Source organism: Tunturibacter gelidoferens (assembly GCF_040358255.1).
In the GTDB taxonomy this organism is placed as follows: domain Bacteria; phylum Acidobacteriota; class Terriglobia; order Terriglobales; family Acidobacteriaceae; genus Edaphobacter; species Edaphobacter gelidiferens.
Map to the genome: position 1 here is coordinate 3,940,408 of NZ_CP132938.1, position 26,359 is coordinate 3,966,766.

General features: G+C 59.1%; 21 protein-coding genes. 15 read left to right on the forward strand and 6 right to left on the reverse strand.

Annotated features, from left to right (window positions below; translation table 11 throughout):
• Positions 1–499 precede the first annotated feature (499 nt).
• Complete coding sequence (locus tag RBB81_RS17215) at positions 500–1,384, forward strand: alpha/beta fold hydrolase (protein WP_353071491.1); 885 nt, start codon at positions 500–502, stop codon at positions 1,382–1,384.
• Positions 1,385–1,410: 26 nt separating this feature from the next.
• Here RBB81_RS17215 and RBB81_RS17220 read toward each other — a convergent pair whose 3' ends face one another.
• Positions 1,411–2,385 (reverse strand): AraC family transcriptional regulator, encoded by a 975-nt coding sequence (locus tag RBB81_RS17220; RefSeq protein ID WP_353071492.1) that lies wholly within the window; start codon positions 2,383–2,385, stop codon positions 1,411–1,413.
• A gap of 123 nt (positions 2,386–2,508) precedes the next feature.
• Between RBB81_RS17220 and RBB81_RS17225 the strand changes: the two genes are divergently transcribed.
• The 3 genes from RBB81_RS17225 (at position 2,509) to RBB81_RS17235 (ending at position 6,377) form a co-directional block, all read left to right on the forward strand.
• Positions 2,509–3,471, forward strand: a complete 963-nt coding sequence (locus tag RBB81_RS17225) for an SDR family oxidoreductase (protein ID WP_353071493.1) — start codon at positions 2,509–2,511, stop codon at positions 3,469–3,471.
• Positions 3,472–3,544: 73 nt separating this feature from the next.
• Positions 3,545–4,432: an SDR family oxidoreductase gene (locus RBB81_RS17230; RefSeq protein WP_353071494.1), complete on the forward strand. Its 888-nt coding sequence runs from the start codon at positions 3,545–3,547 to the stop codon at positions 4,430–4,432.
• Positions 4,433–4,622: 190 nt separating this feature from the next.
• Positions 4,623–6,377 carry an MOSC and FAD-binding oxidoreductase domain-containing protein gene (locus RBB81_RS17235; RefSeq protein WP_353071495.1) on the forward strand — a complete coding sequence of 585 codons (1,755 nt, stop codon included), beginning with the start codon at positions 4,623–4,625 and terminating at the stop codon, positions 6,375–6,377.
• Positions 6,378–6,417: 40 nt separating this feature from the next.
• On the opposite strand, the gene RBB81_RS17240 is transcribed toward RBB81_RS17235, so the two are convergent.
• Complete coding sequence (locus tag RBB81_RS17240) at positions 6,418–7,581, reverse strand: VWA domain-containing protein (protein ID WP_353071496.1); 1,164 nt, start codon at positions 7,579–7,581, stop codon at positions 6,418–6,420.
• Between the two features lie 87 nt (positions 7,582–7,668).
• A complete protein-coding gene (locus tag RBB81_RS17245; protein WP_179584091.1) occupies positions 7,669–8,169 on the reverse strand; it encodes a YybH family protein in 501 nt (166 codons plus the stop codon).
• 67 nt (positions 8,170–8,236) lie between these two features.
• Between RBB81_RS17245 and RBB81_RS17250 the strand changes: the two genes are divergently transcribed.
• Both RBB81_RS17250 and RBB81_RS17255 read left to right on the forward strand, forming a co-directional pair.
• Positions 8,237–10,081, forward strand: a complete 1,845-nt coding sequence (locus RBB81_RS17250; protein WP_353071497.1) for a SpoIVB peptidase S55 — start codon at positions 8,237–8,239, stop codon at positions 10,079–10,081.
• A gap of 167 nt (positions 10,082–10,248) precedes the next feature.
• A complete protein-coding gene (locus RBB81_RS17255; RefSeq protein ID WP_353071498.1) occupies positions 10,249–11,256 on the forward strand; it encodes an NAD(P)-dependent alcohol dehydrogenase in 1,008 nt (335 codons plus the stop codon).
• 140 nt (positions 11,257–11,396) lie between these two features.
• Here RBB81_RS17255 and RBB81_RS17260 read toward each other — a convergent pair whose 3' ends face one another.
• Positions 11,397–12,098: an MOSC domain-containing protein gene (locus RBB81_RS17260; RefSeq protein ID WP_353071499.1), complete on the reverse strand. Its 702-nt coding sequence runs from the start codon at positions 12,096–12,098 to the stop codon at positions 11,397–11,399.
• Positions 12,099–12,156: 58 nt separating this feature from the next.
• On the opposite strand from RBB81_RS17260, the gene RBB81_RS17265 reads away from it, so the two are divergent.
• From RBB81_RS17265 to RBB81_RS17290, 6 genes are all read left to right on the forward strand, one after another.
• Complete coding sequence (locus RBB81_RS17265) at positions 12,157–14,436, forward strand: hypothetical protein (RefSeq protein WP_353071500.1); 2,280 nt, start codon at positions 12,157–12,159, stop codon at positions 14,434–14,436.
• Complete coding sequence (locus RBB81_RS17270) at positions 14,436–15,083, forward strand: trimeric intracellular cation channel family protein (protein WP_353071501.1); 648 nt, start codon at positions 14,436–14,438, stop codon at positions 15,081–15,083. The genes RBB81_RS17265 and RBB81_RS17270 overlap by 1 nt, the downstream gene beginning before the upstream one ends.
• A 132-nt stretch (positions 15,084–15,215) precedes the next feature.
• The gene (locus RBB81_RS17275) at positions 15,216–16,505 is read left to right on the forward strand and encodes an FtsX-like permease family protein (protein WP_353071502.1); all 1,290 of its coding nucleotides are present in this window, start codon (positions 15,216–15,218) and stop codon (positions 16,503–16,505) included.
• Positions 16,498–16,980 (forward strand): carboxymuconolactone decarboxylase family protein, encoded by a 483-nt coding sequence (locus RBB81_RS17280; RefSeq protein ID WP_353071503.1) that lies wholly within the window; start codon positions 16,498–16,500, stop codon positions 16,978–16,980. Before RBB81_RS17275 ends, RBB81_RS17280 begins: the two co-directional genes overlap by 8 nt.
• Before the next feature lie 101 nt (positions 16,981–17,081).
• Positions 17,082–17,900, forward strand: coding sequence for an ABC transporter ATP-binding protein (locus RBB81_RS17285; RefSeq protein ID WP_246373414.1), 819 nt, complete (start codon positions 17,082–17,084; stop codon positions 17,898–17,900).
• 500 nt (positions 17,901–18,400) lie between these two features.
• A complete protein-coding gene (locus tag RBB81_RS17290) occupies positions 18,401–20,869 on the forward strand; it encodes an ATP-dependent Clp protease ATP-binding subunit (protein ID WP_353071504.1) in 2,469 nt (822 codons plus the stop codon).
• A gap of 433 nt (positions 20,870–21,302) precedes the next feature.
• Here the strand turns inward: RBB81_RS17290 and RBB81_RS17295 are convergent, their stop codons facing one another.
• Both RBB81_RS17295 and RBB81_RS17300 read right to left on the reverse strand, forming a co-directional pair.
• On the reverse strand, positions 21,303–21,599 hold the full coding sequence (locus RBB81_RS17295; protein WP_179584097.1) for a YtxH domain-containing protein: 297 nt from the start codon (positions 21,597–21,599) through the stop codon (positions 21,303–21,305).
• Between the two features lie 293 nt (positions 21,600–21,892).
• Positions 21,893–22,609, reverse strand: coding sequence for a uracil-DNA glycosylase family protein (locus RBB81_RS17300; RefSeq protein ID WP_179584099.1), 717 nt, complete (start codon positions 22,607–22,609; stop codon positions 21,893–21,895).
• 100 nt (positions 22,610–22,709) lie between these two features.
• On the opposite strand from RBB81_RS17300, the gene RBB81_RS17305 reads away from it, so the two are divergent.
• From RBB81_RS17305 to clpP, 3 genes are all read left to right on the forward strand, one after another.
• Positions 22,710–24,041 carry an aldose 1-epimerase gene (locus tag RBB81_RS17305; RefSeq protein ID WP_179584101.1) on the forward strand — a complete coding sequence of 444 codons (1,332 nt, stop codon included), beginning with the start codon at positions 22,710–22,712 and terminating at the stop codon, positions 24,039–24,041.
• 200 nt (positions 24,042–24,241) lie between these two features.
• Entirely contained in the window at positions 24,242–25,663 is a 1,422-nt protein-coding gene (gene tig / locus RBB81_RS17310; RefSeq protein WP_353071505.1) for a trigger factor, read from the forward strand.
• Between the two features lie 45 nt (positions 25,664–25,708).
• Complete coding sequence (gene clpP / locus RBB81_RS17315; RefSeq protein WP_026336315.1) at positions 25,709–26,299, forward strand: ATP-dependent Clp endopeptidase proteolytic subunit ClpP; 591 nt, start codon at positions 25,709–25,711, stop codon at positions 26,297–26,299.
• The last annotated feature ends 60 nt before the right edge of the window (positions 26,300–26,359 follow it).

The following is a 26,359-nucleotide window of genomic DNA, read 5'->3' on the forward strand; positions in this document are numbered from 1 at the left end:
GACAGCGGGATTTGCTGAGGTTTTCGCAGGGTTGAGTTGACCGGTTTCGAGGCGCGAGAGGCAATGGCAACAGGAACCAAGTTGTGATTCTTCGCTTCGCTCGAAACGACAGGCTCGTTTGGTTGGTTGAAGATGGTGGTTTGTGGTCGCGATGTGGTGGATATGTGGTGGATTGGTGGCGCGGGTGGGCGTGGCGCGGGCTTGTGGTGAGTCTCCCTTCGGGCGGATAGGTTCTTAGAGGATTGGCATGGGCGACTTTCTCTCGTTTGGCGTGTAACTAGTGAACCCTTTTTCATAAAGATCAATCCATTTTAGTTGTAACCTGTGAACTGATGGTTCACAGGTTACACATATATTTTTAGTTGCTTCCGGAGGCAGAATGGATCGTCGAAACTTTATTGCGGCAGGTGGAAGTCTTCTGGCTTTGGCCAGCAGTGCTCCTGCTGGTCTTTCACAGGGTCTGTTGGGAGATACCGAGGATGCCAAGAGAGGAAGGGTTATGCCTAACAGTGTAGAGGTGCCGCTGACAGCTGTTCGACGCGTTGAGGCTGATGGGGTGACTGTGTTTTATCGCGAGGCGGGTCCGGCGGATGCGCCGGTGGTGCTGCTGTTGCATGGCTTCCCTACTTCTTCGTTTCAATATCGCGAGTTGATTCCGCGATTGGCTGATAAGTATCAGGTGATTGCGCCGGATCTTCCGGGGTTTGGATTTACCGAGGTGCCAGAGAGACGGCAGTACAAGTACAGCTTCGATGCGTTGGCGCAGACGATGCTGGCCTTTACGGATGCGCTGCACTTGAAGCGGTATGCGTTGTATGTATTCGATTATGGTGCGCCTACGGGATTCCGAATGGCGATGGCGAGGCCGGAGCGGGTGATGGCGATTGTCTCGCAGAATGGCAATGCTTATGAAGATGGGCTTGGCGATGCGTGGGCGCCAATTCGTAAGTATTGGAGTGATCCTTCGGCGGCGAACCGCGAGGAGGTGCGCAAGGCTGCGGTGAGCTTCGAGGGGATCAAGTTTCAATATTTGCAGGGGGTAAAGAATCCGGAGGCGGTGGGGCCGGAGGCTTACTGGCTGGACTACGCGCTGGTGAATCGGCCGGGGAACACGGAGATTCAGCTGGACCTGTTTCTGGACTATGCGAACAACGTGAAGCTTTATCCGAAGTTTCAGGAGTACTTCAGGACGTCGAAGCCACCGTTGCTGGCGATATGGGGGAAGAACGATCCGTTCTTTATTCCTCCAGGAGCTGAGGCTTTTAAGCGGGACAATCCGAATGCTACGGTGCAGTTTCTCGATACGGGGCACTTTGCGCTGGAGACGCATGTGGAGGAGGTTGCGTTGGCGATGAGGGAGTTGCTGGGCAAGAGTGTGGGGTAGAGGTTTCGTAGGTGTTCGGTAAGAGGTTACCCAACAGCGGCCAGCTCCATCTGATGGCCGTAGGTGGCTTCAGCAGAGGCTGAAGAAGGCGGTGCGGGAGGTCTCGTACGACTGTATTGTCTTGGGGAGCAGCCCATGGTTCTTCTGAAGGCTTTACAGAAGGCGCTTTCGGATTCGTAACCGAGCGATGAGGCGATTACAGAGATCGAATCTTCGCAGTTCTTCAGCCTGTCTCCGGCCAGCATCATACGCCAACGTGTCAGGTACTCCATGGGGGTCGAGCCGACGGTCTCTTTGAACCTTAGAGCAAAGATCGATCGCGACATACCGACGCGCTCGGCGAGTTTCTGCACTGTCCATGGATGCCCTGGGTCGTCGTGCATACATGTGATCGCTGCGCTCATCTGTTTGTCCGCGAGTGCGAAGAGCCAGCCGACGCCGCCGCTCGCGCCTTCGGCGAGGTGCAGACGAAGCGCCTGGACGAGCATCATGTAGGCGGGTTGCTGTGCGATCAACGAGCCGCCGGGCTGCGGATCGCGCAGCTCCTCCTTCATGCGTTCGAGCGACCAACGCATCGCCGCCTTATCCGACTCTTTCCGGATATGCACGATGGGCGGCAGAGACTTGAGGAGAATCTCCGCGTGACTGCCGGTCAGGATGAAGTGGCCGCCTACGATGTAGCGGTCGCCGTTTCCGTTGCGCGACAGCTCACCATTCCTCAGTGCTGTGAGAAATATGTTGAAGTCGACAGGCTTGAGTGACAGATCGGTCGAAAGGCTGAAGGGTAGTCCACGCGGCAAGAGAAAACAGTCGCCGGCTGTGAGGAGGACAGGATCAGGGACGCCTTCCACCGAGAGCCAGCACTGTCCCGAGACCATGGCGTAGCACTTGATGCCGGGATGTTTTGGCCATTGGATAGACATGTCACCACGGACCTCGAAGCCGCCGGAGGAATAGCTTCGCGGTTTGAGCAACGACAACACATCTGAGAGTGGATCCATGAAGCCTCCGGACGATCGAGCCAATAGTACGGACTTTCTGCATAGATCGTATCTCCTGCAAGCCCATCTAGCTATAGGACAGGACGCGACTGCGGCCTTTCAAGGAAGCGGAGGAGACAAACGATGCGTGTTTTTGTAACTGGGGCAACAGGGTTTATCGGATCTGCCGTTGTGAAAGAGCTGATCGACGCAGGCCATCAAGTTACCGGATTGGCACGCTCGGAGGCTTCCGCTCAGAAATTGGTCGCTGCTGGTGCGCGAGTGCATCATGGTTCGATTGAAGACGTGGAGTGCCTGCGCCGTGGCGCGGCCGTTGCGGATGGGGCGATTCACACGGCGTTCTATCACGAGATCACGCATATGGGTGTTGGAACGCGGCTGCGTGTGTTCCTGGGTGGAAGTCCGAGCGGCATTGTGTCGAGGTTTCTCTCAGCCGCTGTCGGAACAGACAGGCGCGCGCTGGAGACGATGGGTCGAGCGCTGGCGGGACCTGACCGCCCGTTGGTTGCTGCGTTTGGAACCATGGCGATGACTCCAGGTCGACTCGCTCTGGAGGATGACGCGTACGACAACAACTCCGTTGGAGCTGCGCGGGGTGCGTCGGAAGACGCGATGCGCGAGCTGGCTTCGCTCGGCATCCGCACCTCGGTGATTCGCCTTCCGCCCATCGTTCATGGCGAAGGCGACGGCGGTTTCGCTCCACGGCTGTTCCAGATTGCCAAGAAGAAGAGGGAGTCCGCGTATGTTGGAGATGGTCGCAACCGATGGCCCGCGGTGCATCGGCTCGATGCGGCTCGTCTCTTTCGGCTGGCTCTGGAGAAGGGATCTGCGGGAGCAACGTATCACGGGGTGGGTGAAGAGGGCGTGCCGTTCCGAGACATCGCCGGTGTGATCGGGGGGCACCTGAACGTGCCGGTTGTGAGCAAGACGCCGGCTCAGGCGGCCAAACAGTTTAGCTTTCTGGGCCTTTTCGTCCCCGTCGACAATCCCACCTCGAGTAAGTTGACCCAGGAACGGCTGGGGTGGCGCCCAACGCAGGCTCGCCTGCTATCCGATCTCGATGAGGCGGACTACTTCAAAGCTTGAGCAGATGTCAACCAAAACCTCGAAATAACGAGATGCAAGTACATTCCCAACCGAAGTAAAAGGAGAGTTCATCATGCGTATATTTGTCACGGGCGCTACCGGTTTTATCGGTTCCACTCTTGTTCCGGAGCTCATCAACGCTGGCCATCAGGTACTCGGACTGACCCGTTCGGATGCGGGTGCGAAGTCTCTCCTCGCGGCGGGAGCAGAGGTGCATCGCGGCAATCTCGAAGACCCGGATAGCCTGCGGGCGGGGGCGGCCAAGGCGGACGGCGTGATTCACCTCGCGTTCGACCACGACTTCTCGAATTTTGTGGCGATTTGCGAGAAGGACCGGCGCGCCATCGAGGCTCTCGGCGACGCGCTCGTCGGATCTAACCGCCCGTTGGTGATCACCTCCGGGACTGGAATGGGTAACGCTGCGCCAGGTAAACCCGCGACCGAAGATCACTTCGATCCTAATCACCCGAATCCGCGTAAGAGTTCGGAGTTAGCGGCGGCTTCCGTGGCGGAGCGGGGTGTCAACGTGTCAGTTGTGCGGCTTCCTCAGGTTCACGATACGTTTAAGCAGGGCCTGATCACCTATGCAGTCGCGGTGGCTCGCGAGAAGGGTATCTCGGCTTATGTGGGCGATGGGCTGAACCGCTGGCCTGCGGCGCATGTGCTCGATACTGCGCGTCTCTACAGGCTGGCACTGGAAAAGGCAGAGGCAGGCGCAAGGTATAACGCCGTTGCTGAAGAAGGTGTGACGGTTCGGGACATCGCTGAAGTGATTGGGCGAGGGCTGAAGGTACCGGTGGCCTCTCTGTCTCAAGAGGACGCGGCGGGGCATTTTGGATGGCTTGCGCCGTTTGTCGGTTGGGATATGCCGGCGTCAAGCGCTCAAACCCAGGAGCGGCTGGGATGGCACCCGACGGGGCCCGGGCTGATCGCCGATCTCGAACAGATGAAGTACTCCTAGTCTGAGCGGACTGCGTGCCAGCGGCGTTTGGGCTGCTGGTGCGCGGTTGGCCCGGCGGACTCGCAGTTTGGCTTTCACGCTGACACAGTAAGGCGGCCGGTGACTGGGACGCGGTGCCAGGGAGGTTCATAGAAGCGCACGGCTCATCGGAGATAATTCCGCTGTATCTTCAGCGTGAGGGAGCCAGACGATGAGTGCTCTTATTTCGGTGAATGTCGGTCTGCCACGCGACTTGGAGTGGCAAGGCAAGGTGGTCCGCACTGCTGTTTGGAAGCGATCAGTGCCAGGCCGGGTGATGGCGCGTCGTATTAATCTTGATGGCGATGGGCAGGGCGACCTTGCAGGACACGGCGGAGAGCACCGCGCGGTGATGGTGTATCAACTCGACTCTTATCGCTATTGGGAGACGTACCTTCAGCGGCATGATTTTGAGTACGGTCAGTTCGGCGAGAACCTGACGGTTGATGGTCTGTCCGATGAGGAGGTCTGTATTGGCGATCGCTACCGGATCGGTGGAGCGCTGTTCGAAGTGACGCAGCCGCGAGTTACCTGCTATCGCGTCGGCATCAGGATGAACAACCCGCAGATGGCCGCGCTCCTGGTTTCGCATAAGCGACCGGGGTTCTACTTCCGCGTAATTGAGGAAGGCGAGATCGGCGCGGGAGATGAGATTGTGAAGGTGGCGGAGGGAGAGGAGCGCGTCAGCGTTGCCGAGATCGATGCGCTGCTTTATTTGCCTGACCACCCGCGTGATCGACTGAAACGTGCACTTCGCATTCCGGCACTCAGTGCAGGCTGGAGAGGGTCGTTGAAAGCTCTGCTGGATGCGGATGATAAGGGTGGCAATGCCGGCCTCGCCCGATCTTCAGCGCCACCGCCGGCGTGGAGCGGGTTTCGGTCGCTGCGAGTGGGGGCGGTGCGGCGAGAGAGCGTTGACGTGCTCTCCTTTGTTCTTGAGTCGGACGATCGGAGCCCGCTGCCGGCGCCTCTTGCAGGTCAGTTTCTGGTGTTCAAGCTCGAATTGGATAAGGACTCAGCTCCGATCCTGCGAAGTTATTCGATGTCCGGTCCGCAGGGTGCGGGGACCTATCGGGTCAGCGTGAAGCGTGCTGATGGTGCAGGCAGCCGCTACTTTCATGAACGTATTCAGGTTGGCGATGTACTTCAGGTGAGCGCGCCGAGAGGCAGCTTTACACTTGCTCCGAACGACAGACCCGTAGTGCTGCTGAGCGCGGGTATCGGGGCGACGCCGGTGCTGTCCATGCTTCACTCACTTGCGGCGACAGAAGCAGATTCCAACCGGGAGATCTGGTGGTGTTACGGAAGCCGCAACGGCGGAGAACATCCATTTGCGCTGGAAGCACGAGAGCTTTTGAAGGGTCTTCCTCAAGGCCGTTCGTTGATTGCGTACAGCAAGCCAGAGGAGGGAGATCGGCTGGGAGAGGACTACGACGTTCGCGGGCATCTGAATCTCTCCTTATTGGAAGAGCGCAACGTACCCAAGGCAGCGGACTTCTATCTGTGTGGGCCTGTCAGTTTTCTTGCGGATCTGACTACAGCGTTGAAGGCGTGGAGTATCGCTGATTCCTGCATTCATTCAGAGACGTTCGGTACGGAATCAGCAATAACACCGGGAATCGCAAGTACTACATTGGTGCAGCCGCATCAGCCTGCCGGAACAGTTGGCGGCGGCCCGAAGGTTTTCTTCACCCGCAGCGGTCTCACAGTTCCGTGGAACGAGCGATATGGAAGTCTTCTCGAATTCGCTGAAGCTTGCGATGTTCCTGTCCGATGGGCTTGCCGGACGGGCGTCTGCCATGTGTGCGAGTCCGGGTTGATTGGCGGCACAATCAACTATGCGCCGGAGCCGCTTGATCGGCCCTCTGAGGGAGACGTTTTGATCTGTTGCTCGACACCCTTGTCAGAGATTGAATTGGATCTCTGATCGTATTTTGAGGATCGACGTCTGAGAATCGACGCCTGCGTTATTCGACCGGGAGTTTGGCGCTGTACCCGTCGCGGGCTATGACGGAGTATTTTTGCGGTTTGCCCTTTTCGTCCTGCATGCGAAGGGGGTGCCCTTCGTTGTCGACGAGGAGGACCTTGACCTTGCGATAGGTGCCGTCGCTCTTGTTGTTGGTGGGGCGGTAGGTGAGGATGTACTCGTTGCGGATGGATTGGTTGATCTGGGCGAAGATGTCGGGGAGTTCGCCCTGGAAGATGGGGGCGAAGCTGAGGCCGCCGGTCATGGAGGCGAAGGTGCGCATCTGGTTCTGGGCCTGGAGGTAGTCGAGTTCGCGCGGGCCGCCGCCGGAACGGAGCTCGTTGAGCATGGCTCCGGTGCCGATGGTGAAGATGGTGACGTTGGGTGTGTTCTTCACTTTGTTGAGGATCTTGTCGAGGGTGAGTTTCGAGAAGGTGTCGCGGCCGGAGCCGATGAGGATGATGTACTTGCGGCCTTCGATGCGGCTGGTGCGGTCGAGGGTCTCGTAGAGGGCGTCGAACATGTTGGTGTCGGAGAAGCCGGGGATCATGAGGGACTGGAGCGACTGGGCGATGAGCTCCTTGTTGTTGGTGAAGTCGGTGAGGATGTGGGTGCGGAGGTCGTAGGTGACGACGGCGACGTAGTCGTCGGGGCGGAGGGAGCGGAAGAAGCTATAGGAGGCGTTCCGCATGTCGTTGATGAGGTAGTAGCTGTTGGCGGCGAACTCAAGCAGCATGACGGCGGTGATGGGGGTCTGGATGGTGCGGACGCTGGTGATGGTCTGAGGGACACCGTCTTCGAGGATAAGGAAGTTGTTGGCCTTGAGGCCGGGGACGAACTGGTGGGTCTTGTCGAGGATGACGCTGGCGTCGATGTTGACGATGGGGACGTCGACGCGGAGGGAGAAGGTTTCGTTGTCTGGATTTTTGACCTTGGGGGCGACGGGCGCGGCGGGAGGTGGGGGCTCGTCGGCTTCCTTCTTCTTCTTGAGGACGATTGTGCCGTTGTCGGTGTCGGGACCGGCGTCGTCGGGGGATGGCTTGGTCTGCTGGGGTGGGTTTTGGGCCGGGGTTCCTTGCGCGCGGGCGGCGGGCAGGGTGAGAACGATGGAGCAGGAGAGCAGGAGAAGGATGCGGGCCCTGAGATGCGGAAGGATAGTCATCATCTGAAACTTTACTCCGAATGTTGGACGGCTTTTCATTGGGATGGTGAGTTGGGGCTTCGGCCGGGTGGTTGTCGGCGGGCTTGTGGTTCAGGTTGCGGGCTGGACTGTTTCCCGGATGGAGGCCCAGCCCGTAGGACTTGCAGGATACTCGACGTAGACGACCATGGAACGTCCTTTGAAGATGGCGGGTGAGCCAGCTGCCTTGGGGACGCTTCGGATGGCGAAGAGGCTTATCTCTACGGCGGTACCTTCGTGGAAGAGGATGGTTTCCGGAGTGTTTTCAAGGAACTCCAGCTTGAAGGATCGAAAGGTGCTGAGAAGACTTGCTTTGAGGGCTTCGATGCCTACGATGTAGTTCTGATAGGCGAGAGCTTTGATGACCTCGGGGTGGTGGTATGCGAGGATTTCGTCGACATCGCCCTTGGCGAACGCGGATCGAATCGCATCGCCGGTTTTGTGGAGAGACTCTCTTTGGGCGGGAGAGCCCTGAAGTTGGTTGCCGGGTGGCTTCGATTGAGCTTTGCCGGTGGAGAGCAGAATGGAGGGCGCGGTACAACAGGCGGCGGTGAGCAGCTGTCTCCGGTTCATAGTGCCTCAATATTCGCATAGAGCACGGCGGCCAATGATGAGGGCGTTCTAGTAGTCTGTAGACGTGATGGCTGCGGTAAAGACTCGGTTGTGGATAGTTGGCCTGGCAGTAGGCGGGATGTTGGGGAGTTCTGTGCTGGTAGAAGGGGCCTGGGCCGAGGGGCAGGCGGTGAGTGGGGCGGGGGGATGGACTGCGGTGGCGGCGCCTTCGACTGCTCCGGTGGTGACGAAGTTTTTTCCGCTGGGTGAGGTGAAGCGGGGGATGCGCGGGGTGGCTTATACGGTGTTCGAAGGGGTGAACCCGGAGCCGATGCAGGTGGAGATTCTCGGACTTTTGAAAGATGCGCTGGGGCCGGGGCAGGACATGATTCTGGCGAGGCTGCATGGGGATAAGCCGGAGTATACGGGCGTGGTGGCGGGGATGAGCGGGAGCCCGGTGTACATCGACGGGCGGCTGGTGGGGGCGCTGAGTTATCGGATTGGGCAGTTCAGCAAGGAGCCGATTGCGGGGATTACACCGATCGAGTCGATGCTGCAGGTGCGGGATGGAGACGGCGCGGCTGCGATGAAGTTGGCCGGAGTGAAGCTGCCTGAGGTGAGCAGAGAGTTTGAGGGGCAGCCGGAGATGCGGGCGATGGAGACTCCGCTGGTGATGGGCGGGTTCAGCCAGGAGACGGTGGAGCGATTTGGGGATCGTTTCCGGGCGATGGGGTTGACGCCGGTAGTGGGGTTGGGTGGGGCGGACTCTGCTGCGGTGCAGCCGGAGCCGCTGGTGCCGGGGAGTGCGGTGAGCGCGGTGCTGGTGCGGGGGGATCTGTCGATGGCGGGGACTTGCACGGTGACGTATGTGGACCCGACGCGGCTGCTGGCGTGCGGACATCCGATTACGCAGTATGGGCCGGTGGATATGCCGATGACCAAGGCAACGGTGCTAGCGTCGCTGGCTTCTCCGCTGAATGCGTTCAAGATTATTAACACGACGGAGACGGTAGGGGCGTTTACGGAGGATCGTGCTTCGGCGATTATGGGGCGGTTTGGGGTGGAGGCACGGATGATTCCGGTGGTGGTGGAGGTGGTTCCTCCTGCGATGGAGAAAGGACTGCAGGGGAAGACGAAGACGCTGCACTTTGAGGTGCTGGATAACCGGCAGCTGACGCCGTCGGCGATGCTGGTGTCGGTGTACCAGAGCTTGCAGACGAACAATACTGCGGCGGAGGAGTTGAGTTACCGGCTGTCGGGCGAGATCGACGTGAAGGGGCTGCCGCCGGTGCGGATGCAGGGGCTGATGGCGCAAAACGAGTTGAACCCGGCGACGATCAATGCGGCTCTGCTGGTGAATGACCGGTTCAGCAAGGTGTATGGGAATGCGCTGGATCAGCCGGTGGTGACGGGGGTGAGGCTGAAGGTGGAGGCGATTCCGGCGCGGATGTCGGCGGTATTGGAGTCGGCGCGTTTGAGCAGGACGGAGGCGCGTGCGGGGGACGAGATTGAGGTGGAGGCGGTGGTGCATCCGTACCAGGCTGAGGCTCGGATGGTGCGGGTGAAGGTGAGGGTTCCGGATAGTGTGAGTGCGGGAGCGATGCGTGTTGTGGTGAGCGATGGCGCGACCGTAGACAGGCTGATTACGAAGACGGGGGCGGAGCGGTCGGTGGGGCTGGCCGATACGGTGGCCACGCTGAACCGGATGCATGAGAACGACCGGGTCTATGTGACGCTGCTGAACCATGCGACGCAGGCGGTACTGGAGGGTGAGGCTCTGCCGGGAGTACCGCTGTCGATGGCGAATGTTTTCGAGCCGTTAAAAGATGCGCAGAAGATGCAACTAACGGGGGAGAGTGTGCTGGCTGCGGGGTCGGTGGAGGCGGGGTATGCTGTGAATGGCTACCAGGTATTGAATCTGGTGGTGAGGTAGCAGGGTGAGGATGAGGGCAGGCCAATAAGTGGTGGGGCAGGTCTTGTTACACGGTGGTTGCGACAAGTGCGATTAGCGTGTGGATGATTTTTTTGCTCGGGGTGGTGTTGTAGCATCAGAGGGTAGGCGCGGCGGATATGTTCCGCGCTAAAAGGGAAAGACTTCAAATGAGTGAAATACATGGTCTCGCTGTTCATGCGGCCGGCGCACACTTACTAGCTTACAAATACGATCCGGGCGAGTTGCAGGGGAATGATGTCGAGATCAAGATCTCGCACTGTGGCGTGTGCCATAGCGATGTTCACCTGATCGACAATGACTGGGGAATGAGTAAGTATCCGTTTATTCCCGGCCATGAGATTGTGGGGACGATTGTGGGGGTGGGCTCGGCGGTGAAGGACCGTACGATGGGCGAGCGTGTGGGAGTTGGCTGGCAGGCGGATAGCTGCGGGATCTGCGAGTGGTGCCGGCAGGGGCAGGAGCAGCTGTGCGCGAAGGCGCAACCGACTTGTGTGGGACGTAATGGCGGGTTTTCGGACAAGGTTCGTGTCGATTCGCGGTTTGCGGTCCCTTTGCCCTCGACGCTCGAGAGTGAGAGTGCGGCTCCGCTGCTGTGTGGTGGAATTACGGTGTACTCGCCGTTGAGGAACTATGAAGTTCGCCCGTCGTCGCGGGTGGGGGTAATCGGAATTGGCGGTCTTGGGCATCTCGGACTGCAGTTTGCGAAGGCGTTTGGCGCAGAGGTGACGGCGTTCTCGACCTCGAAGGATAAAGAGGCTGAGGCGAAGCAGCTGGGGGCGCATCATTTTGTGAATACGCGTGACACTGGCGCCTTGAAGAAGGTTGCCGGGTCGTTTGATCTTCTGCTTTCGACGGTAAGCGCGGATCAGGATTGGCAGGCTTATGTGAATGCGCTGCGACCCAAGGGGACTCTTTGCATCGTTGGGGCGCCGCCGTCTCCGATGCCTATCCTGGGGGCATCGCTGATTACGAGCCAGAAGGTTGTTGCCGGAAGTAACATCGGAAGTCCGCATGAGATAAGCGAGATGCTGGACGTTGCGGCACGTCATGGGGTTAAGGCGGTTACGGAGCGGTTTGCGATGGCGAAGGCGAACGACGCTGTGACTAAGGTGAAGAAGAACCAGGTACGGTATCGCGCTGTACTGACGAACTAGAGCGGATTTCGCTTGGTATAGAGGCTGCCGACTGAGGACGAAAAGCAGATTCCTCCGCTTCGCTGCGGAATGACAAGAATCTCTATACCAAATAGAAAAATTGCTCCAGAGCTGAGATCAGCTTGCGGAGGGCACAGCGATCAGTTGCCTCCACTCTTCATGGTTGATGTCCAGTGGCCGGTTTGATCCTGGATTTTTTGACGCGCCTGGTCTTTCCACCACGCTTCCAAACCGGGCATCTCCAGCATTTTGCGAGCATAGCTAGCGTCGAATTCGAGATACATGCAGCGGTTGATTGCCGGTATCGAGCCCTCCTGGTTGACTCGTTCCTCGATGATCCACTGGTTTCCTGCCTGAAGTGTGCCCGGTTCGAGTACACGCAGATAAAAGCCTGTGCGATTTTCTCGGATGGTGAGCTTGACCCAGTCTGGACGTCCAATCCGCCGGGCGAGATTGGCGCAAGGGACGCGCGGGCCGCTGACCTGGACGAGCGTGGTTCCCAGCCGCACTCTATCGCCCACACATACCTGATGTTCGGCGACATGATCGAGGGTGACGTTTTCGCCGACAGATCCGGCTTGGAGATTCATCTTGTATTGGGTGTTCCAGAAGGAATAGTGATCGGTCAAATGCACGCAGACCGCTGCGCCGGGACCTCCGTGATAAGGCTGGGCGGCCCGGTCACCGGCGAGTCCGTGGAGAGAGACGTGTACCGGGCCATCGACGCGATCACGAAGGATCGACGAGGTCCAAGTGCCACGCTCGTCGGTGATCGATTTGGGCTGGCCAGTGAAGACCGCTTGAACGATGGCGGGTTTGGTCATGCCTTCGATTTTAGGCATGCCTGCTGAATAGGTCGAGGTCTCAAGTTTGCGCAGATACTTTAGACTCAGGATCAGAATGATGCGACGAGTGTTGGTTACGGGATTAGTGGTGGGGTCTTCCCTGCTGTCTGGGTGGGCGAGCGCGCAGGGTACGAAGCTGTGGAGCGTGGAACGCTACGACGAGATGGAAAAAGGCAATGCGGAAGGTGTGTCTATCCGCAGCGATGGACGGCTGGAGGCGGGGCCGGCCAGTTCACTTGTGTATGAGAGTGGGAAGAGCTATGCGTGGGCGCTGGCGAGCGATGCCGCGGGGAACGGCTACGTGGGGTTGGGTGGGACGGCGGCCGGGTCAGCGTTGGTGATGAAGGTAACGCCCGAGGGGACGGCTACACAGATCTTTGCGGGGAAAGAGCTGGCAGTGCAGGCGCTTCGTGTGGCGGCGGATGGAAGTGTGCTGGCGGCGACTTCGCCGGATGGGAAGGTGTATCGGATTCCTGCGGGTGGTGGGGCGGCGGTGGTGGTGTTCGATCCTGCGATGACGGAGGAGAAGCCGAAGTATCTTTGGGACCTGGCGGTGGGTACAGGCGGCGAGGTGTATGTGGCGGCGGGTGCTCCGGCGGTGGTGTACCGGGTGCCTGCGGGAGGCGGCAAGGCGGAGGTGTTGTTCAAGACGGCGGATCAGCACATTCGGTGTCTGTTGCTGGCGCCGGATGGGACGTTGTGGGCTGGGTCGGATGGCTCGGGTGTGGTGTATCGGTTCGCGACGGGGACGGTGGGGGCGAAGCCGTTTGCGGCTTACGCTGCAGGACGGCGAGAGATTACTGCGCTGGCGATGGACGCGGCAGGAGATGTGTATGCGGCGGGGGTGGGGACGAAGGGACACTCGACGCTGCCGCCGCTGCCGGTGACGGGCGGCGTGGGGGTGACGATCACGTTTGTGCAGCCGGGGTCCTCGACGGCGGCGGGGTCGAATACGCTGGTGCCGGATGGGTCGGAGATCTACAGGATTGCGGCGGATGGGGCTCCGCAGAAGCTGCTGACGCTGAAGGATGATGTGGTGTATGGGCTGGCGGTTCGGAATGGGAGTTTGCTGGTGGCGACGGGAAATCGCGGGCGCGTCTACAGGATTGATGTGGGCAAGATCGATGCGGGGAAGACGGATGCGGGACGCCTGGATGCGAGTGGCAGCGGGCGCTTCAGTGATGTTGCGCATCTGGAGGCCTCGCAAGGGATGGCGTTTGCCGCAGTGAAGGATGGGTTGCTGATAGCGACGAGTAATAGCGGGAAGGTGTTTCGGCTGGGAGATGCGGTTGCGCCGGCGGCGATCTATACGAGTGATGTCTTCGATGCGCAGAGCTTTTCGCAGTGGGGGCGCGCGGAGGTAAGGGCTGGGTCGGCGGCGGGGTTCGATCTGTTTGTGCGGAGCGGTAATGTGGAGAGCCCGGTGATGGGATGGAGTGAGTGGGCTCGCGTTGGCAGGGACGGGAGCTTCGCGGTGCCTCCGGGACGATTTGTGCAGTGGAAGGCTGTGCTGCGTAGCGGCGGATCGGTGGATGCTGTGGGGCTGAACTATCTGCAGCGGAATCTGGCTCCGGTGGTGGATGAGGTAGTGGTGCAGCCGGGGGCGCGGGTGACGCCGGTGACGCCGGTTGCGGCGAACGCTACGGTGCAGGTCGCCTTCCCTGCTGCTGCGGGGGCTACGCCTGCGGTGAGTTTTTCGACAGATTCGAACGCGGCTCCGCTGATGGCGCAGAAGGACAAGACGGCGGTTACGGTGCGGTGGATGGCACATGACGACAACGGCGATGATCTGATGTTTGCCGTGTGGTATCGCGGGGTGGGTGAGGCGAACTGGCGGTTATTGAAGGACAAAATTTCGGAGAGGGTCTACAGCTTCGATTCTGCGCTGCTGCCTGATGGGAGATACGAGGTGAAGGTGGTGGCGAGCGATGCTCCTGTGCATACGGATGCGGAGGCGTTGACGGGAGAGCGGGCGAGTGAGGTATTTGTGGTGGATACGACGCCGCCGGTGCCTGGGGTGTTGACGGCTACGAAACAGACTTTGTTTGAGCAAAGCGGTCCGAACAAAGCTGCATCGACTTTTATTCATGCGACGTTGGAGGCTCGGGATGCTACTTCGCCGATTGCGCATGCGGAGTATTCGATTGATGCTGGGCCATGGCAGTATCTGGAGCCGGTGGGGAAGGTTTCGGATTCGCTTTCGGAGCGATATGACTTTACGGTTGCGGTGCCTGCGGCTACGGCTCCGGTGAGTGATGCGAAGGAGCATGTGCTGGCGGTGAGGGTATACGACCGGTATGAGAATGTCGTCGCAGTGAAGGCGGTGGTGCGGTAGTGGCGCTGCGGGACTGGTTTCCGAAGTACAGGCAGGATGTGGTGCTGTTGGCGGTGGACCTGGTGGGGACGTTCGTGTTTGCGGTGGAGGGGGCGCTGGCGGGGATTCGCGGTGAGCTGGATCTGCTGGGACTGCTGGTTGTGTCGTTCGTGACGGCCCTCGGTGGTGGGACGGTGAGGGATCTGCTGATCGGGGCGGTGCCTCCGAATAGTATTCGCGACTGGAGGTATGGAGCTACGGCGTTTGCGGGTGGTGGAGCGGTGTTTTGTTTTTATCAATCGTTTCAGCATGTGCCGCAGCAGTTGTTGATTACGCTGGACGCGGCTGGGCTGGCGTTGTTTGCGATGGCAGGCGCGGGAAAGGCGCTGGAGTTTGGGATCAACCCGATGATCGCGGTGCTGATGGGTGTGCTCACTGGTGTCGGTGGTGGGACGATACGGGATGTACTGATGACGCGGGTGCCAGGGATTTTAAATACGGATATTTATGCGTCGGCTGCGCTGGCGGGAGCCTCGTTGATGGTGATTGGGTTGGCGCTGAAGGTGCCGAGGACGATTGCTATGACGGTGGGTGGGGTTTGTTGCTTTGCGTTGCGGATGGTGGCGGTGTCGCGGCATTGGAATCTGCCTAAGGTGATCGCGCACTGAGGCTGCTTGTCCTGCCGGACGGGCCGCCTGCGCGGCGCGCGGTCACTTCGTGACTTGTATACCTTGTTGAGGCGGGTGAAAGGCGTCGGGCCTCGCGTTGCTCGGCTGTGGCGGATAGTAAGCTGGAAGTCGATGCGATTTGAATTTTTTATTGCGGCGCGTTATCTGCGGGCGAAGCGACGGCAGGCTGTGGTGGGGGTGATCACGGCAATTTCAGTGATTGGAGTTGCTGCTGGTGTGGCTTCGCTGATTATCGCGCTGGCGATTACCAATGGGATGCGCAGGGATCTGCAGGAGCGGCTGGTGGGGTCGACCTCGCATGTGGACCTGATGAGGGTGGCGGGCGATGGGATACGGGACTGGCGACCGCTGCTGGCGCGGCTTCGCGGCGTGCCGCATGTGGTGGCCGCTGCTCCGGGATTGTATGGGCAGGTGCTGATCTCGAAGGGGGCGAGGAGTGGTGGTGGGTTGGTGAAGGGCGTGATTCCGGCGGATGAGAAGACGGTCGGGGATCTGCTGCAGAGTGTGGTGCAGGGCTCGGCTGCGGCGTTGGAGCCGGCTGTGGCGGCTGCTCCTTGCGGGAGCGGGACGAGTGCGCGGAATGATTGCGGAGGAGGTGTGTCGCGGGAGATTCCGCCGATTGTGATTGGACAGGATATGGCGGAGTCGCTGGGGGCAAAGGTTGGGGATGGTGTGCTGGTGACGAGTCCGCAAGGGGAGTTGACGCCGCTGGGGCTGGTGCCGAAGTATGAGCGGTTTCAGTTGGTGGGGATCTTCAAGTCGGGTTTTTATCAGTATGACTCGAGCTATGCGTTTCTGCGGTTGATGGATGCGCAGAGGCTCTTTAGTGAGCCGGATCTGATCTCGGTGATCAGCTTCAAGGTGGATGATCTGTATCACGCGGATCGCGTGGGTCGGGCGATAGAAGATGCGGCGGGCAAGGGCTTTCAGACGACGAACTGGATGGAGCAGAATCGTGAGTTGTTTCGCGCACTGAAGCTGGAGCAGGTGGTGACGTTTATTGTGCTGGCGCTGATTGTTTGTGTGGCTGCGCTGAATATTCTGATTGCGCTGACCATGATGGTGATGGAGAAGACGCGCGATATTGCAGTGCTGATGAGCTTCGGGGTGAGGGCGGATCAGGTGAGGCGGATATTTTTGATGCAGGGGTTGCTGATCTCGGTGATTGGGACGGTGCTGGGGTTGATTCTTGGATATGGATTGAGTTGGCTGGGTGGGCACTACCGGTTTATCCGGCTGGATGCTGCGGTTTATTCGATTGATTATCTGCCGTTCGCGCCGCGGGTTGTGGATGCGGTGATTGTGGCGGCGGTGAGTTTGGGAGTGAGTCTGATTGCTACGATTTACCCGAGTGGAAGTGCGGCGAAGGTGTTGCCGGCGGAGGCTTTGCGATATGAGTAACCCAAGGTTGAAGTATGGGCAGTTGGCGCCGGAGGGTTTGGCGCGGATGCAAGAGCTGGAGCATTACCTGAATACTCAGACGGGGCTGGAGGCTTCGTTGATGGGGTTGGTGCGGTTGAAGGCTTCGTTGACGAATGGATGTGAGTATTGCGTTCGTGTGCATACTGCGGAGCTGAAGAGGGCGAATGAGACCGCGGAGCGGATTGCGGAGGTTGGTGATTGGCGCGGGTCTGAGGCTTACACGAAGCGGGAGCGGGCGGCGCTGGCCTGGACGGAAGCGGTGACGAATATTCAGGATGGACATGCTCCGGATGCGGTGTATGACGAGGTGAGGGAGCACTTCAGCGAGATCGAGACAGTGAATTTGACGCTGGTGATTACGACGATCAATGCCTGGAATCGGATTGCGATTTCGCTGGGGGCGCATTCGGGGCACGGCAGTGCGAAGGGCGTCGGTGGAGAGATACGTGGCTGAATGGCAAAATGCGGGGGTCTCTCCACTGCGTCGCGCGATGAGGCCGCGCGACTCCGGTCGAGATGACGCTTCTATTGGGAATGAATGGATGAGGTGAAGGGTTGAGCGATCCGCTGAATGGCGATGTTCGGTTTGAGAATGAGGGGACGCTGGAGCCATTGCCGGTGGTGCGGGAGCGGACGGTGGTGATGCGGGCGGTTGGGCTGACGAAGATCTATGCGGCGGTTGCTTCGAGTGGCGGGTCTTCGAGCAGAGGTTCGGCGAGTAGTGGTTCGGCGCGGCCGGCGCTGGAGCTGTTTCGTGGGCTGGATCTGAAGGTTCATGCGGGCGAGATGGTCGCGATTGTGGGGGAGAGCGGCGCGGGGAAGAGTTCCCTGCTGCATTTGCTGGCGGCGCTGGATACGCCGACGGCTGGGGAGGTGTGGTGTGGGGAGGCCCGACTGAGCTCGTTTACGCCGAAGCAGGCTGCGGAGTTTCGCAATCGCGATGTGGGGTATGTCTGGCAGTTTCATTACTTGTTGCCGGAGTTTTCTGCGCTGGAGAATGCTGCGATGCCGCTGCTGGCTCGCGGGATGAGACGGGCCGAGGCGTTGGAGAAGGCGCGGTTCTGGTTGAATGAGGTGGGATTGGGGGATCGGGCGGAGCATCGTTCGGGGGAGTTGAGCGGAGGAGAGCAACAGAGGGTGAGCCTGGCGCGGGCACTGGTGACCGAGCCGAGGTTGCTGCTGGCGGATGAGCCGACGGGGGATCTGGATGGGAAGACGGCGGAGGCGGTATTCAGTTTGATTCAGCGGCTGCATGAGGCGCATGGGCTGACGAGTGTGCTGGTGACGCATAACCTGGAGTTTGCCGAGCGATGCGATCGGGTGCTGAAGCTGCGAGAGGGTCGGTTGGTGGACGCGCGAACGGGGAAGATGTAGTTCGAACGGAACGGGATCGAGAGATCGAAGGTTCAGCCGCTACGTTCGGGCGTTCACGATCTGTCAAAGCTGACTCGTATCTTTGCTGTGGCGGCTTTGATTCGACTTAGTGTTTTTTTGGGAAGCAACCTCCGAGAGGACCGAGATCTCCACAGTGAACAGCGTCCGATCTTCCTATCCTTCAGTGATTTGGCAAGACTGCTCCTTCCCTGCTCTCGAAATCATCTAATCAACAGAAGGAATGGAAGTTTTCTAAAGTGCACCTAATTTGGTGCTGGTTTTGCACAGGTTGCGTCTAAAAGAGTGCTAAGTTATGCATAACTTTCGAGGGATTTCGAATATTTTGGACGGACGACTACACTAAGAAGTAGTGGGATGGATGCTTCGCAGGTTGAAGTAGCCTGATTTGTCTCTGGGAGCGAGCGGCACGGAGACGGTTGTTGGGACCAACGGCGCTATGCGGCCTTCGGGCTGGATGGTGGCCGGCTTGAAGGGGATATATGTTCGAACGCTATACGGAGAAGGCGCGGCGGGTGATCTTTTTTGCTCGCTATGAGGCCAGTCAGTTTGGGTCGCCTTACATCGAGACTGAGCACCTGCTGCTTGGTCTGTTGCGTGAGGACAAGGCATTGACGAACCGCTTCTTGCGGTCGCACGCGTCGGTGGAGTCGATACGCAAACAGATTGAAGGCCATACGACGATTCGGGAGAAGGTGTCGACTTCGGTCGATCTGCCGCTCTCGAATGAGTGCAAGCGAGTGTTGGCGTATGCGGCGGAGGAGGCAGAGCGGCTCTCGCATAAACATATTGGGACCGAGCATCTGCTGCTGGGACTGCTGCGCGAGGAGAAGTGCTTTGCGGCAGAGATTCTGCAGGAACGTGGGTTGCGTCTGCCGGCGATTCGTGAAGAGCTGCAGCGGACGACGCAGGAGAAGACGCCTTCTTCGAGCGGAAGTAAGGGACAGCGTGGCGAGCAGAGTATGCTGGCGGAGTTTTCGCGAGACCTGACGCAGTCGGCGATGGATCAGCAGCTGGATCCGCTGGTTGGGCGCGATAGTGAAGTTGATCGTGTGATTCAGATTCTTTGCCGTCGCACGAAGAATAATCCGGTGCTGATTGGGGAGCCTGGTGTGGGTAAGACGGCCATCGTCGAAGGGCTTGCACAGAAGATTGCCGATGGCGAGGTGCCGAGTTTCCTTGCCGATAAGCGGGTCTTGGCGCTTGATCTTTCGCTGATCGTTGCGGGAACGAAGTATCGCGGGCAATTTGAAGAACGGCTGAAGACGATCATGAAGGAGCTGATGGAGAATCAGAACTCGATCGTGTTTATCGATGAGTTGCATACGCTGGTTGGCGCTGGGTCGGCGGAGGGGTCCCTGGATGCTGCCAATATCCTCAAGCCTGCTCTGTCTCGCGGCGAGATTCAGTGCATCGGCGCGACGACTCCTGCGGAGTACCGGAAGTCGATTGAGAAGGATCGGTCTTTGGAGCGGCGTTTTCAGGCGGTGAAGGTGCCACCGCCGAACGAAGAAGACGCGATCAAGATCATCATGGGGATCAAGGAGAAGTACGAGAAGTTCCATGCGGTGAGCTATACGGACGATGCGATTACGTTCTCGGTATCGCACTCCAGCCGGTATATTCCTGATCGGTTCCTGCCGGATAAGGCGATTGATTTGATCGATGAGGCGGGTGCTCGCGTGAAGCTGCGGCAGACCTCGATGCCTGAAGAGCTGACCGAGGTGCAGAAGCGGATCAAGTTCATCGTGCACAGGATGGAGAACGCGATTGCGAATCATGAGTTCGAGAAGGCTCGGTTCTACTCGGATGAAGAGCGCAAGGAGCGGGAGAATCTGCGGGCGCTGCGCGACAAGTATCACCTGGACGATTCTTCGGCGGGGATTGTGACGCGGGGAGATATCGAGGATGTGGTGAGCCGCTGGACGGGCGTGCCGATTACGTCACTGAAGGAAGAGGAGACGCAGCGGTTGCTGCGGGTCGAGGAGGAGCTGCACAAGCGCGTGATCTCGCAGGATAAGGCGATCTCGGCGCTGGCGCGGGCTATTCGGCGATCGCGTGCGGGGTTGAAGAATCCTGCCCGACCGATTGGAAGCTTCCTGTTCCTTGGACCTACGGGCGTGGGTAAGACGGAGATGGCGCGGACGCTGGCGCAATTCCTGTTCGGCAGCGAGAAGGCGCTTATTCGTTTCGATATGTCGGAGTTCATGGAGAAGCACTCTGTGAGCAAGTTGATCGGTTCGCCTCCGGGATATGTGGGGTATGAAGAGGGCGGCCAGCTTACGGAGCGCGTGAAGCGTAATCCGTACTGCGTGGTGCTGCTCGATGAGATCGAGAAGGCGCATCCGGATGTGTTCAATCTGCTGCTGCAGGTGTTTGAAGACGGGCAGCTGACAGATGGTCTGGGCAACACGGTCGACTACAAGAACTGCATCGTTATCATGACGTCGAATATTGGAGCGAAGCATCTGCAGAAGCGGCAGGGGCTGGGCTTCCAGAGCGAGAAGGAGGATATGGTTCTCGACAAGATGGAAGAGCTGGTGCGGGGCGAGGTGAAGCGGACCTTCAACCCGGAGTTCCTGAACCGTCTGGACGAGATCATCATCTTCACGTCGCTGTCGGATGCTGACCTGATGCAGATTCTCGAGCTGCTGGTGCAACAGTTGAACGTGAACCTGGTGCACAAGGCGATCACTATCTCTGTGGCCGATGATGCGAAGAAGTGGATCATCGAGAAGACGGCTTCGGATCGGAGCTATGGGGCGCGGCCTCTGCGTCGCGCACTGCAGCGGTTCGTCGAGGATCCTCTGTCGGAGGCGTTGATTGGCGGCGGGATCGTTGAGCGGCCGGCGTTCCTCGAGGTCTACATGGAGAACAACAAATTGTTCTACCGTCCTATCTCGGCTGATGGCGAAGAGAAGATGGCTGGTCTTGAACTGACCACCGTTTAGTGCGGTTAGCACGGATTCGACTTCAAACGCCTCGGCTGACTGCCGGGGCGTTTGATTTTTTGGAGCTTGCCGAAGCTTGAAATAGCGTGAGTGAAGAACGGACAACAGCAAAGGCGAAATGCGGGGGTCTTGACGGATACCGCAGCATGAATCGGTTCGCTGCAATTGAAAGTTGTAGCCGCAATCCACTGAGCTGTTCACGATGAGGCCGTGAACAGCTTCGGTCGAAATGACGATGTTTTTTTGAGGGTGGGTGAAAGAACAGGCAACAGCAAAAGCAAATGTAGAGGTTCTTGGCTGCGCTCAGAATGACGGGTTCTTGGCGGTGTGAACTTTTGGCGATTTGACAGGCTTCGGATGGGTTAACGCGAAACATCCCGGAAGGTTCCGGGATGTTCGCGTTCCAGAGAAGGCAGATTGGGACAATGAAAAACTAAACGAGAGATTGTGCCGACTTCACAGCACTGTTGACGACATCGCCTGCCTTGTCGACGGCGTAATCCACCTGTCCCTTGGTGCGTTTGATGGCCTTCTGAGCCTCGTCGCTGAGGCGCTCGGCCTGAGCCTTGAGGTAGTTGCCTGCGTCCTCCAGATAGTCGCCTGCGTCCTCCGCTCTTTTGCGGAGCTGCTTGCGAGTTTTGACTCCGGTTTGTGGAGCGTAGAGAAGAGCGATTGCGGCTCCTGCGCTAACGCCGATGCCGAAGGCAAACCAGTAATTCTTTGCACTCATTCGAAGTACCTCGTGCGAGATTTTGCTTCTCTAGAGGATAGGATTCGCCGGGGCAGCAATTGGTTGGTTGTTTTTTGATATTGCGAAGGTTTTGAGACAGTTACAGGGAATCATTCGAGGTAATGGCGAGGTGGTTCCCTGACTTTGCATGCTCCGCAAAAAAGTGGGTAGGTGCAGGCTACAGTGAGGAAGAGGTGGACGATGAAAGACGTTTTGATCGCGCTTGTTTTCCTTGCAATGATCGTGGGACCAGCCTTCTTTGCCCTGGATGTCTTTGGGGAGAAGAACCAGCTCTAGACGGTGAGTCCGGCCAGTTCCCTTGCCCGCAGGAAGATGCGTGTGAACATCAATCGATTGAGGCGGCCGGTGTTGGTGTTGCGCAGGGATGGGTGGTAGGTGGCGAGCAGATGAAGACCGTTGGGGAGAAGGTATTCGGCTCCGTGAGAGAAGCGATAGTCTGATTTGCGGGTGATGGCGCCAGTCTGCAGAAGAAACGCCATGTAGCCGTCGAAGGCTATCTTTCCGAGACAGACGACGACGCGCACGCGGGGTAAGGCTTGGATCTCGTGAGCGAGGTGCGTGCCGCAGTTGCGAATCTCCTGAGGGAGTGGCTTGTCGCCGGGCGGGGCGCAGCGAACGACGGAGGCGATCCAGGCGTGACGAAGCTTGAGGCCGTCGTCGCGGGTGACGGCGCGAGGTTTGCTGGCGAGGCCGAGCTCATGGAGGACGGGATACATGAAGTCGCCGGAGCCGTCGCCGGTGAAGGGACGGCCGGTGCGGTTGGCTCCATGTGCGCCAGGGGCGAGGCCGAGGATGAGGATGCGAGCGCGAGGATCTCCGAAGCCGGGAACAGGGCGTGACCAGTAGGTCTGGTCGAGGTAGGCGCGGCGTTTGGTCTCGCCGATGCCGCGGCAGTAGTCGCGAAGACGTGGGCAACGCTCACAGGTGATGATGGTTTCGCGAATCTGCTGCAGGAGTGGAGACGTACTTTGTGTGTTGGCGGGTGTCACTCTTTCTCATCATAGTTGGTGGGAGACGGTAGGGTAGATGGGCGCGTCCAACAACTGAGTAGAATGATGTTCGTATATCACGACGGGAATAGGCGGGAAGTTGGAAGATCCAAGACTGAGCAGGATGTACTGGGCACTCCTGAAGGAGTGGGCCGCTAAGCGTCGCAGGAGCATATGGCATGTGGCGGTGATGCGTTCCGGCCTGCTGACTGTGCTGGTTCTGGCGCTGCTGCTGGCGGGTTTGGCATTTGGGTGGCGGACCCACAGACTGGGACAGTTTGCGATGCTGAAGAAGCAGCTGCGGGCGAAGCCAAAGCAGGACGTTGTGTTTCGGCCGGGTGGGCAGGATGTGATTAAACTGCAGCGTACCCAGATGGTAGGCGGGAACGGGCCGGAGTTTCTGTCGGCCACGTTGCTACCGGGACGCGGCATGAATATGTTGCAGATTTCGGCCTATCTTCCAAAGATGGGAGAGGTGAATCTGCTTGCTTCGCCACCTCTTGAGAGTGCGGCGGAGCAGTTGAGCGGCAGTGGGGCGGATGCTGCGGGAACAAAGAGCCTGGCGATGGGGGCGGCGATTGAAGCTCCCTGGGCAGGCCGGATCTATGGGACGCGAACACCGGACGGAGGACTGACCGCGGTGTGGCGCGGAGTTCATTTGAACCTGCCGACCGGGGTGAAGGACAGCTACGGGCTCGATGGGGCAGCGGCGGCTGGAGGCTTGCTGTTGAAGGAGCCTTCTACTTCGGTGAGCACGAACATCATGCCGGATGGAGGGGAGGCCAGGGCGACGTTTAAGCCGGGGGATTTCGACGGCCACTGGCTGTCGAAGACGGAGATTACGACGACTGTCGAGTTGAGCGGCAGGGTGATCGAGATGAGGATCGTCGCTCATAATGTCGGCGATACCGCGGAACCGATCGGCATCGGCTGGCATCCGCGATTTGCGATTTTGAGCGGGCATCGCGGCCAGATGCTGCTGCGTCTGCCGGAAGGCCTTCGCGCGGAGGTGAAGGATCGTCGCAGCGGGGAGTTGAGTGGAAGACTGCTGCCGGTGACAGGAACCGAGTATGACTTTACCAGGCGGGAGGGGGCACAGTTGGGTGCGCTAAACCTCGACGACAGCTTTGTGCAGTTGAAGCGGGGCATGATGGCAGATGGCCCGGTCGCGGAGCTGCGCGATCCGGAGAGCGGCTATGGACTGCGGATCACGGCAACGTCGCCTACCATCAAGGCTTTGCGGGTATACGCTCCGTTGGACGGATCGTATATTTCGATCGAACCACAGTTCAACTACGACGATCCCTTTGGACATGAGTGGGCTAAGGCTGAGGATACGGGGATGGTCGTGCTGCAGCCGAACCAGACCACGCAATGGAGGGTACGGCTGGAGATATTTGCCCTGGGCTCGGCGCCGCCGGAACGCTTTTAGTGCTGCATTTTTACGGTCTGCAGTTGTGGGGCGGGGTTTACGGAGACCCGGACCAGCGCGAACGGCGATGTGTGGTTTGACCCCCTCGTACCGGGACTCGTACAGTAGATAAGAGGCGTGGATCGCGCTCGTCAGGGTAACGGCGACGGCGCGGCATACACAGGCGCACTTTGGAAGGCATGGATTTGACCCCGACTGAGATGACAGAGACCAATGAGACTGCAGAGCTGCAGCCAGAAGTAGCGATTACGCATGATCATGAGCAGCATGACCACGCTCATGACCATCACGATCACGAGCACACGCATCAGCATGCACCCGCGCTGAATCCGGAACTGACCCGAGAGATTGACGTTGAGGTTGGCGCGGATGAGGTGTCGAAGAGCTTCAAGACCGTGGTGAAGCGGTACCAGAAGCTGGCGAGGATCCCCGGCTTCCGCGCGGGTAAGGTGCCGGAGACTCTGGTGCGTTCGAAGTTTGCGAAGGAAGTTCGGCAGGAGGTTCTGGAGAGCCTGGTGTCGGAGCGCTTCCGCAAGGCGATCGACGAGCAGAAGCTGCGTCCGGTGTCGGAGCCACAGTTGCTGGACCTACAGCTTTTCGATGGACAGCCGTTGAAGTTCAAGGCTGCGTTTGAGGTTGCGCCGGAGATCGACATTGCGGGCTATGACAGTGTTTCGGTGACGAAGCCTGAGGCTGCGCTGACCGACGACGAGTACGCCGCAGAGTTGGCACGCGTGCTGGACAGCCATGCGACCGTTGAGACGGTGGAAGAGGATCGTCCGCTGGCAGATGGCGACTGGGCGGAGATTCAGTTCCGCGGCGAGGTAAAAGACCTGGCGCAGACGGTGACCGAGGACGGAGTGCAGAGCGTCACGAGCAACGAGCCGATTACTGGCGAGGATGTGCTGATCGAGATTGGCGGAAAAAATACGCTGGCTGCCTTCAACGAGGCGCTGCGTGGAGCGAAGCCTGGGCAGGAGCTGAAATTCGAGGTGGACTATCCGGCGGACTTCGGCGAGCGGCGGCTTGCAGGGCAGACGGTGAGCTATGACGTGACCGTGAAGGGCATCAAGCACAAGAGCTTCCCGGAGCGCGACGCGGAGTTCGCCAAGCAGCTGGGCAACTACGAGAGCTGGGAAGAGTTCGAGACCAAGCTGCGCGAGCATGCTTCGGATCGCAAGAAGAACGCGCTTGAGAATGCCGCAAAGGACAAGATGCTCGGCGAGTTCGTGGAGAAGTTCCAGTTCCCTGTTCCCGAGGCGTTCGTGCAGCAGCAGATCGAAGCTCGGTTGGATCGCGGACTGCGTGCGCTGGCTCAACAGGGCATGAAGGTTGAGGATATGCGCAAGCTGGACTTCGTTCAGTTGCGTGCCTCGCAGCGCGACCTGGCGGTGAACGAGGTGAAGGTTTCGATGATCCTCGATCGCATCGCCGAGGTGGAGGGTGTCACGTTGAGCGAAGAGGATCTGGAGCGCGAACTGCTGCTGCTCTCGATTCAGTCGCGTGAGCCGCTGGAGACGCTTCGTGACAGGCTGTCGAATGATGGCGGGCTGGACCGGATTCGCGAGCAGATGCGGCGCGAGAAGACTGGAAGCGTGCTCTACGAGAAGCTGGCTTCGTAGAGTGAAGTTGTCGGATTGCTAACGGACAGAAAGAAAGAGAGTGTTATGGGACTAGTACCGATGGTGATCGAGCAGACGAGCCGGGGCGAACGCGCCTACGACATTTACAGCCGTCTGCTGCGGGACAACATCATTTTTCTGGGCACGCCGATCGATGACAACATCGCCAATGTGATTATTGCGCAGATGCTGTTTCTGAGCGGTGAGGATCCGGAGAAGGACATTCAGCTTTACATCAACTCGCCGGGCGGATCGATCACGGCCGGTCTGGCGATCTACGACACGATGCAGTACATCAAGAACGATGTGGTGACCTTCTGCATCGGGCAGGCTGCGAGCATGGGTGCGTTTCTTTTGATGGCGGGCAAAAAGGGCAAGCGGTTTGCTCTGCCGAACTCGCGGATTCTGATCCACCAGCCTTCGATGGGCGGATTGAGCGGACAAGCTACCGATATCGACATCCATGCACGGGAGATTTTGCGGATTCGCGAGATCACGAACAAGCTGATGAGCGCCAGCACGGGCCAGACGCTGGAGCGGATCGAGCGGGATGTGGAGCGCGACTTCATCATGACGGCCGCGCAGTCGAAGGAGTACGGGATCATCGATGACATCATCGATCGGCCCCGAACCTAGTTACCACAGTACTGTTGCGAGAGCCCGGGCCACTGGTTCGGGCTCTCGCGTATATGACTA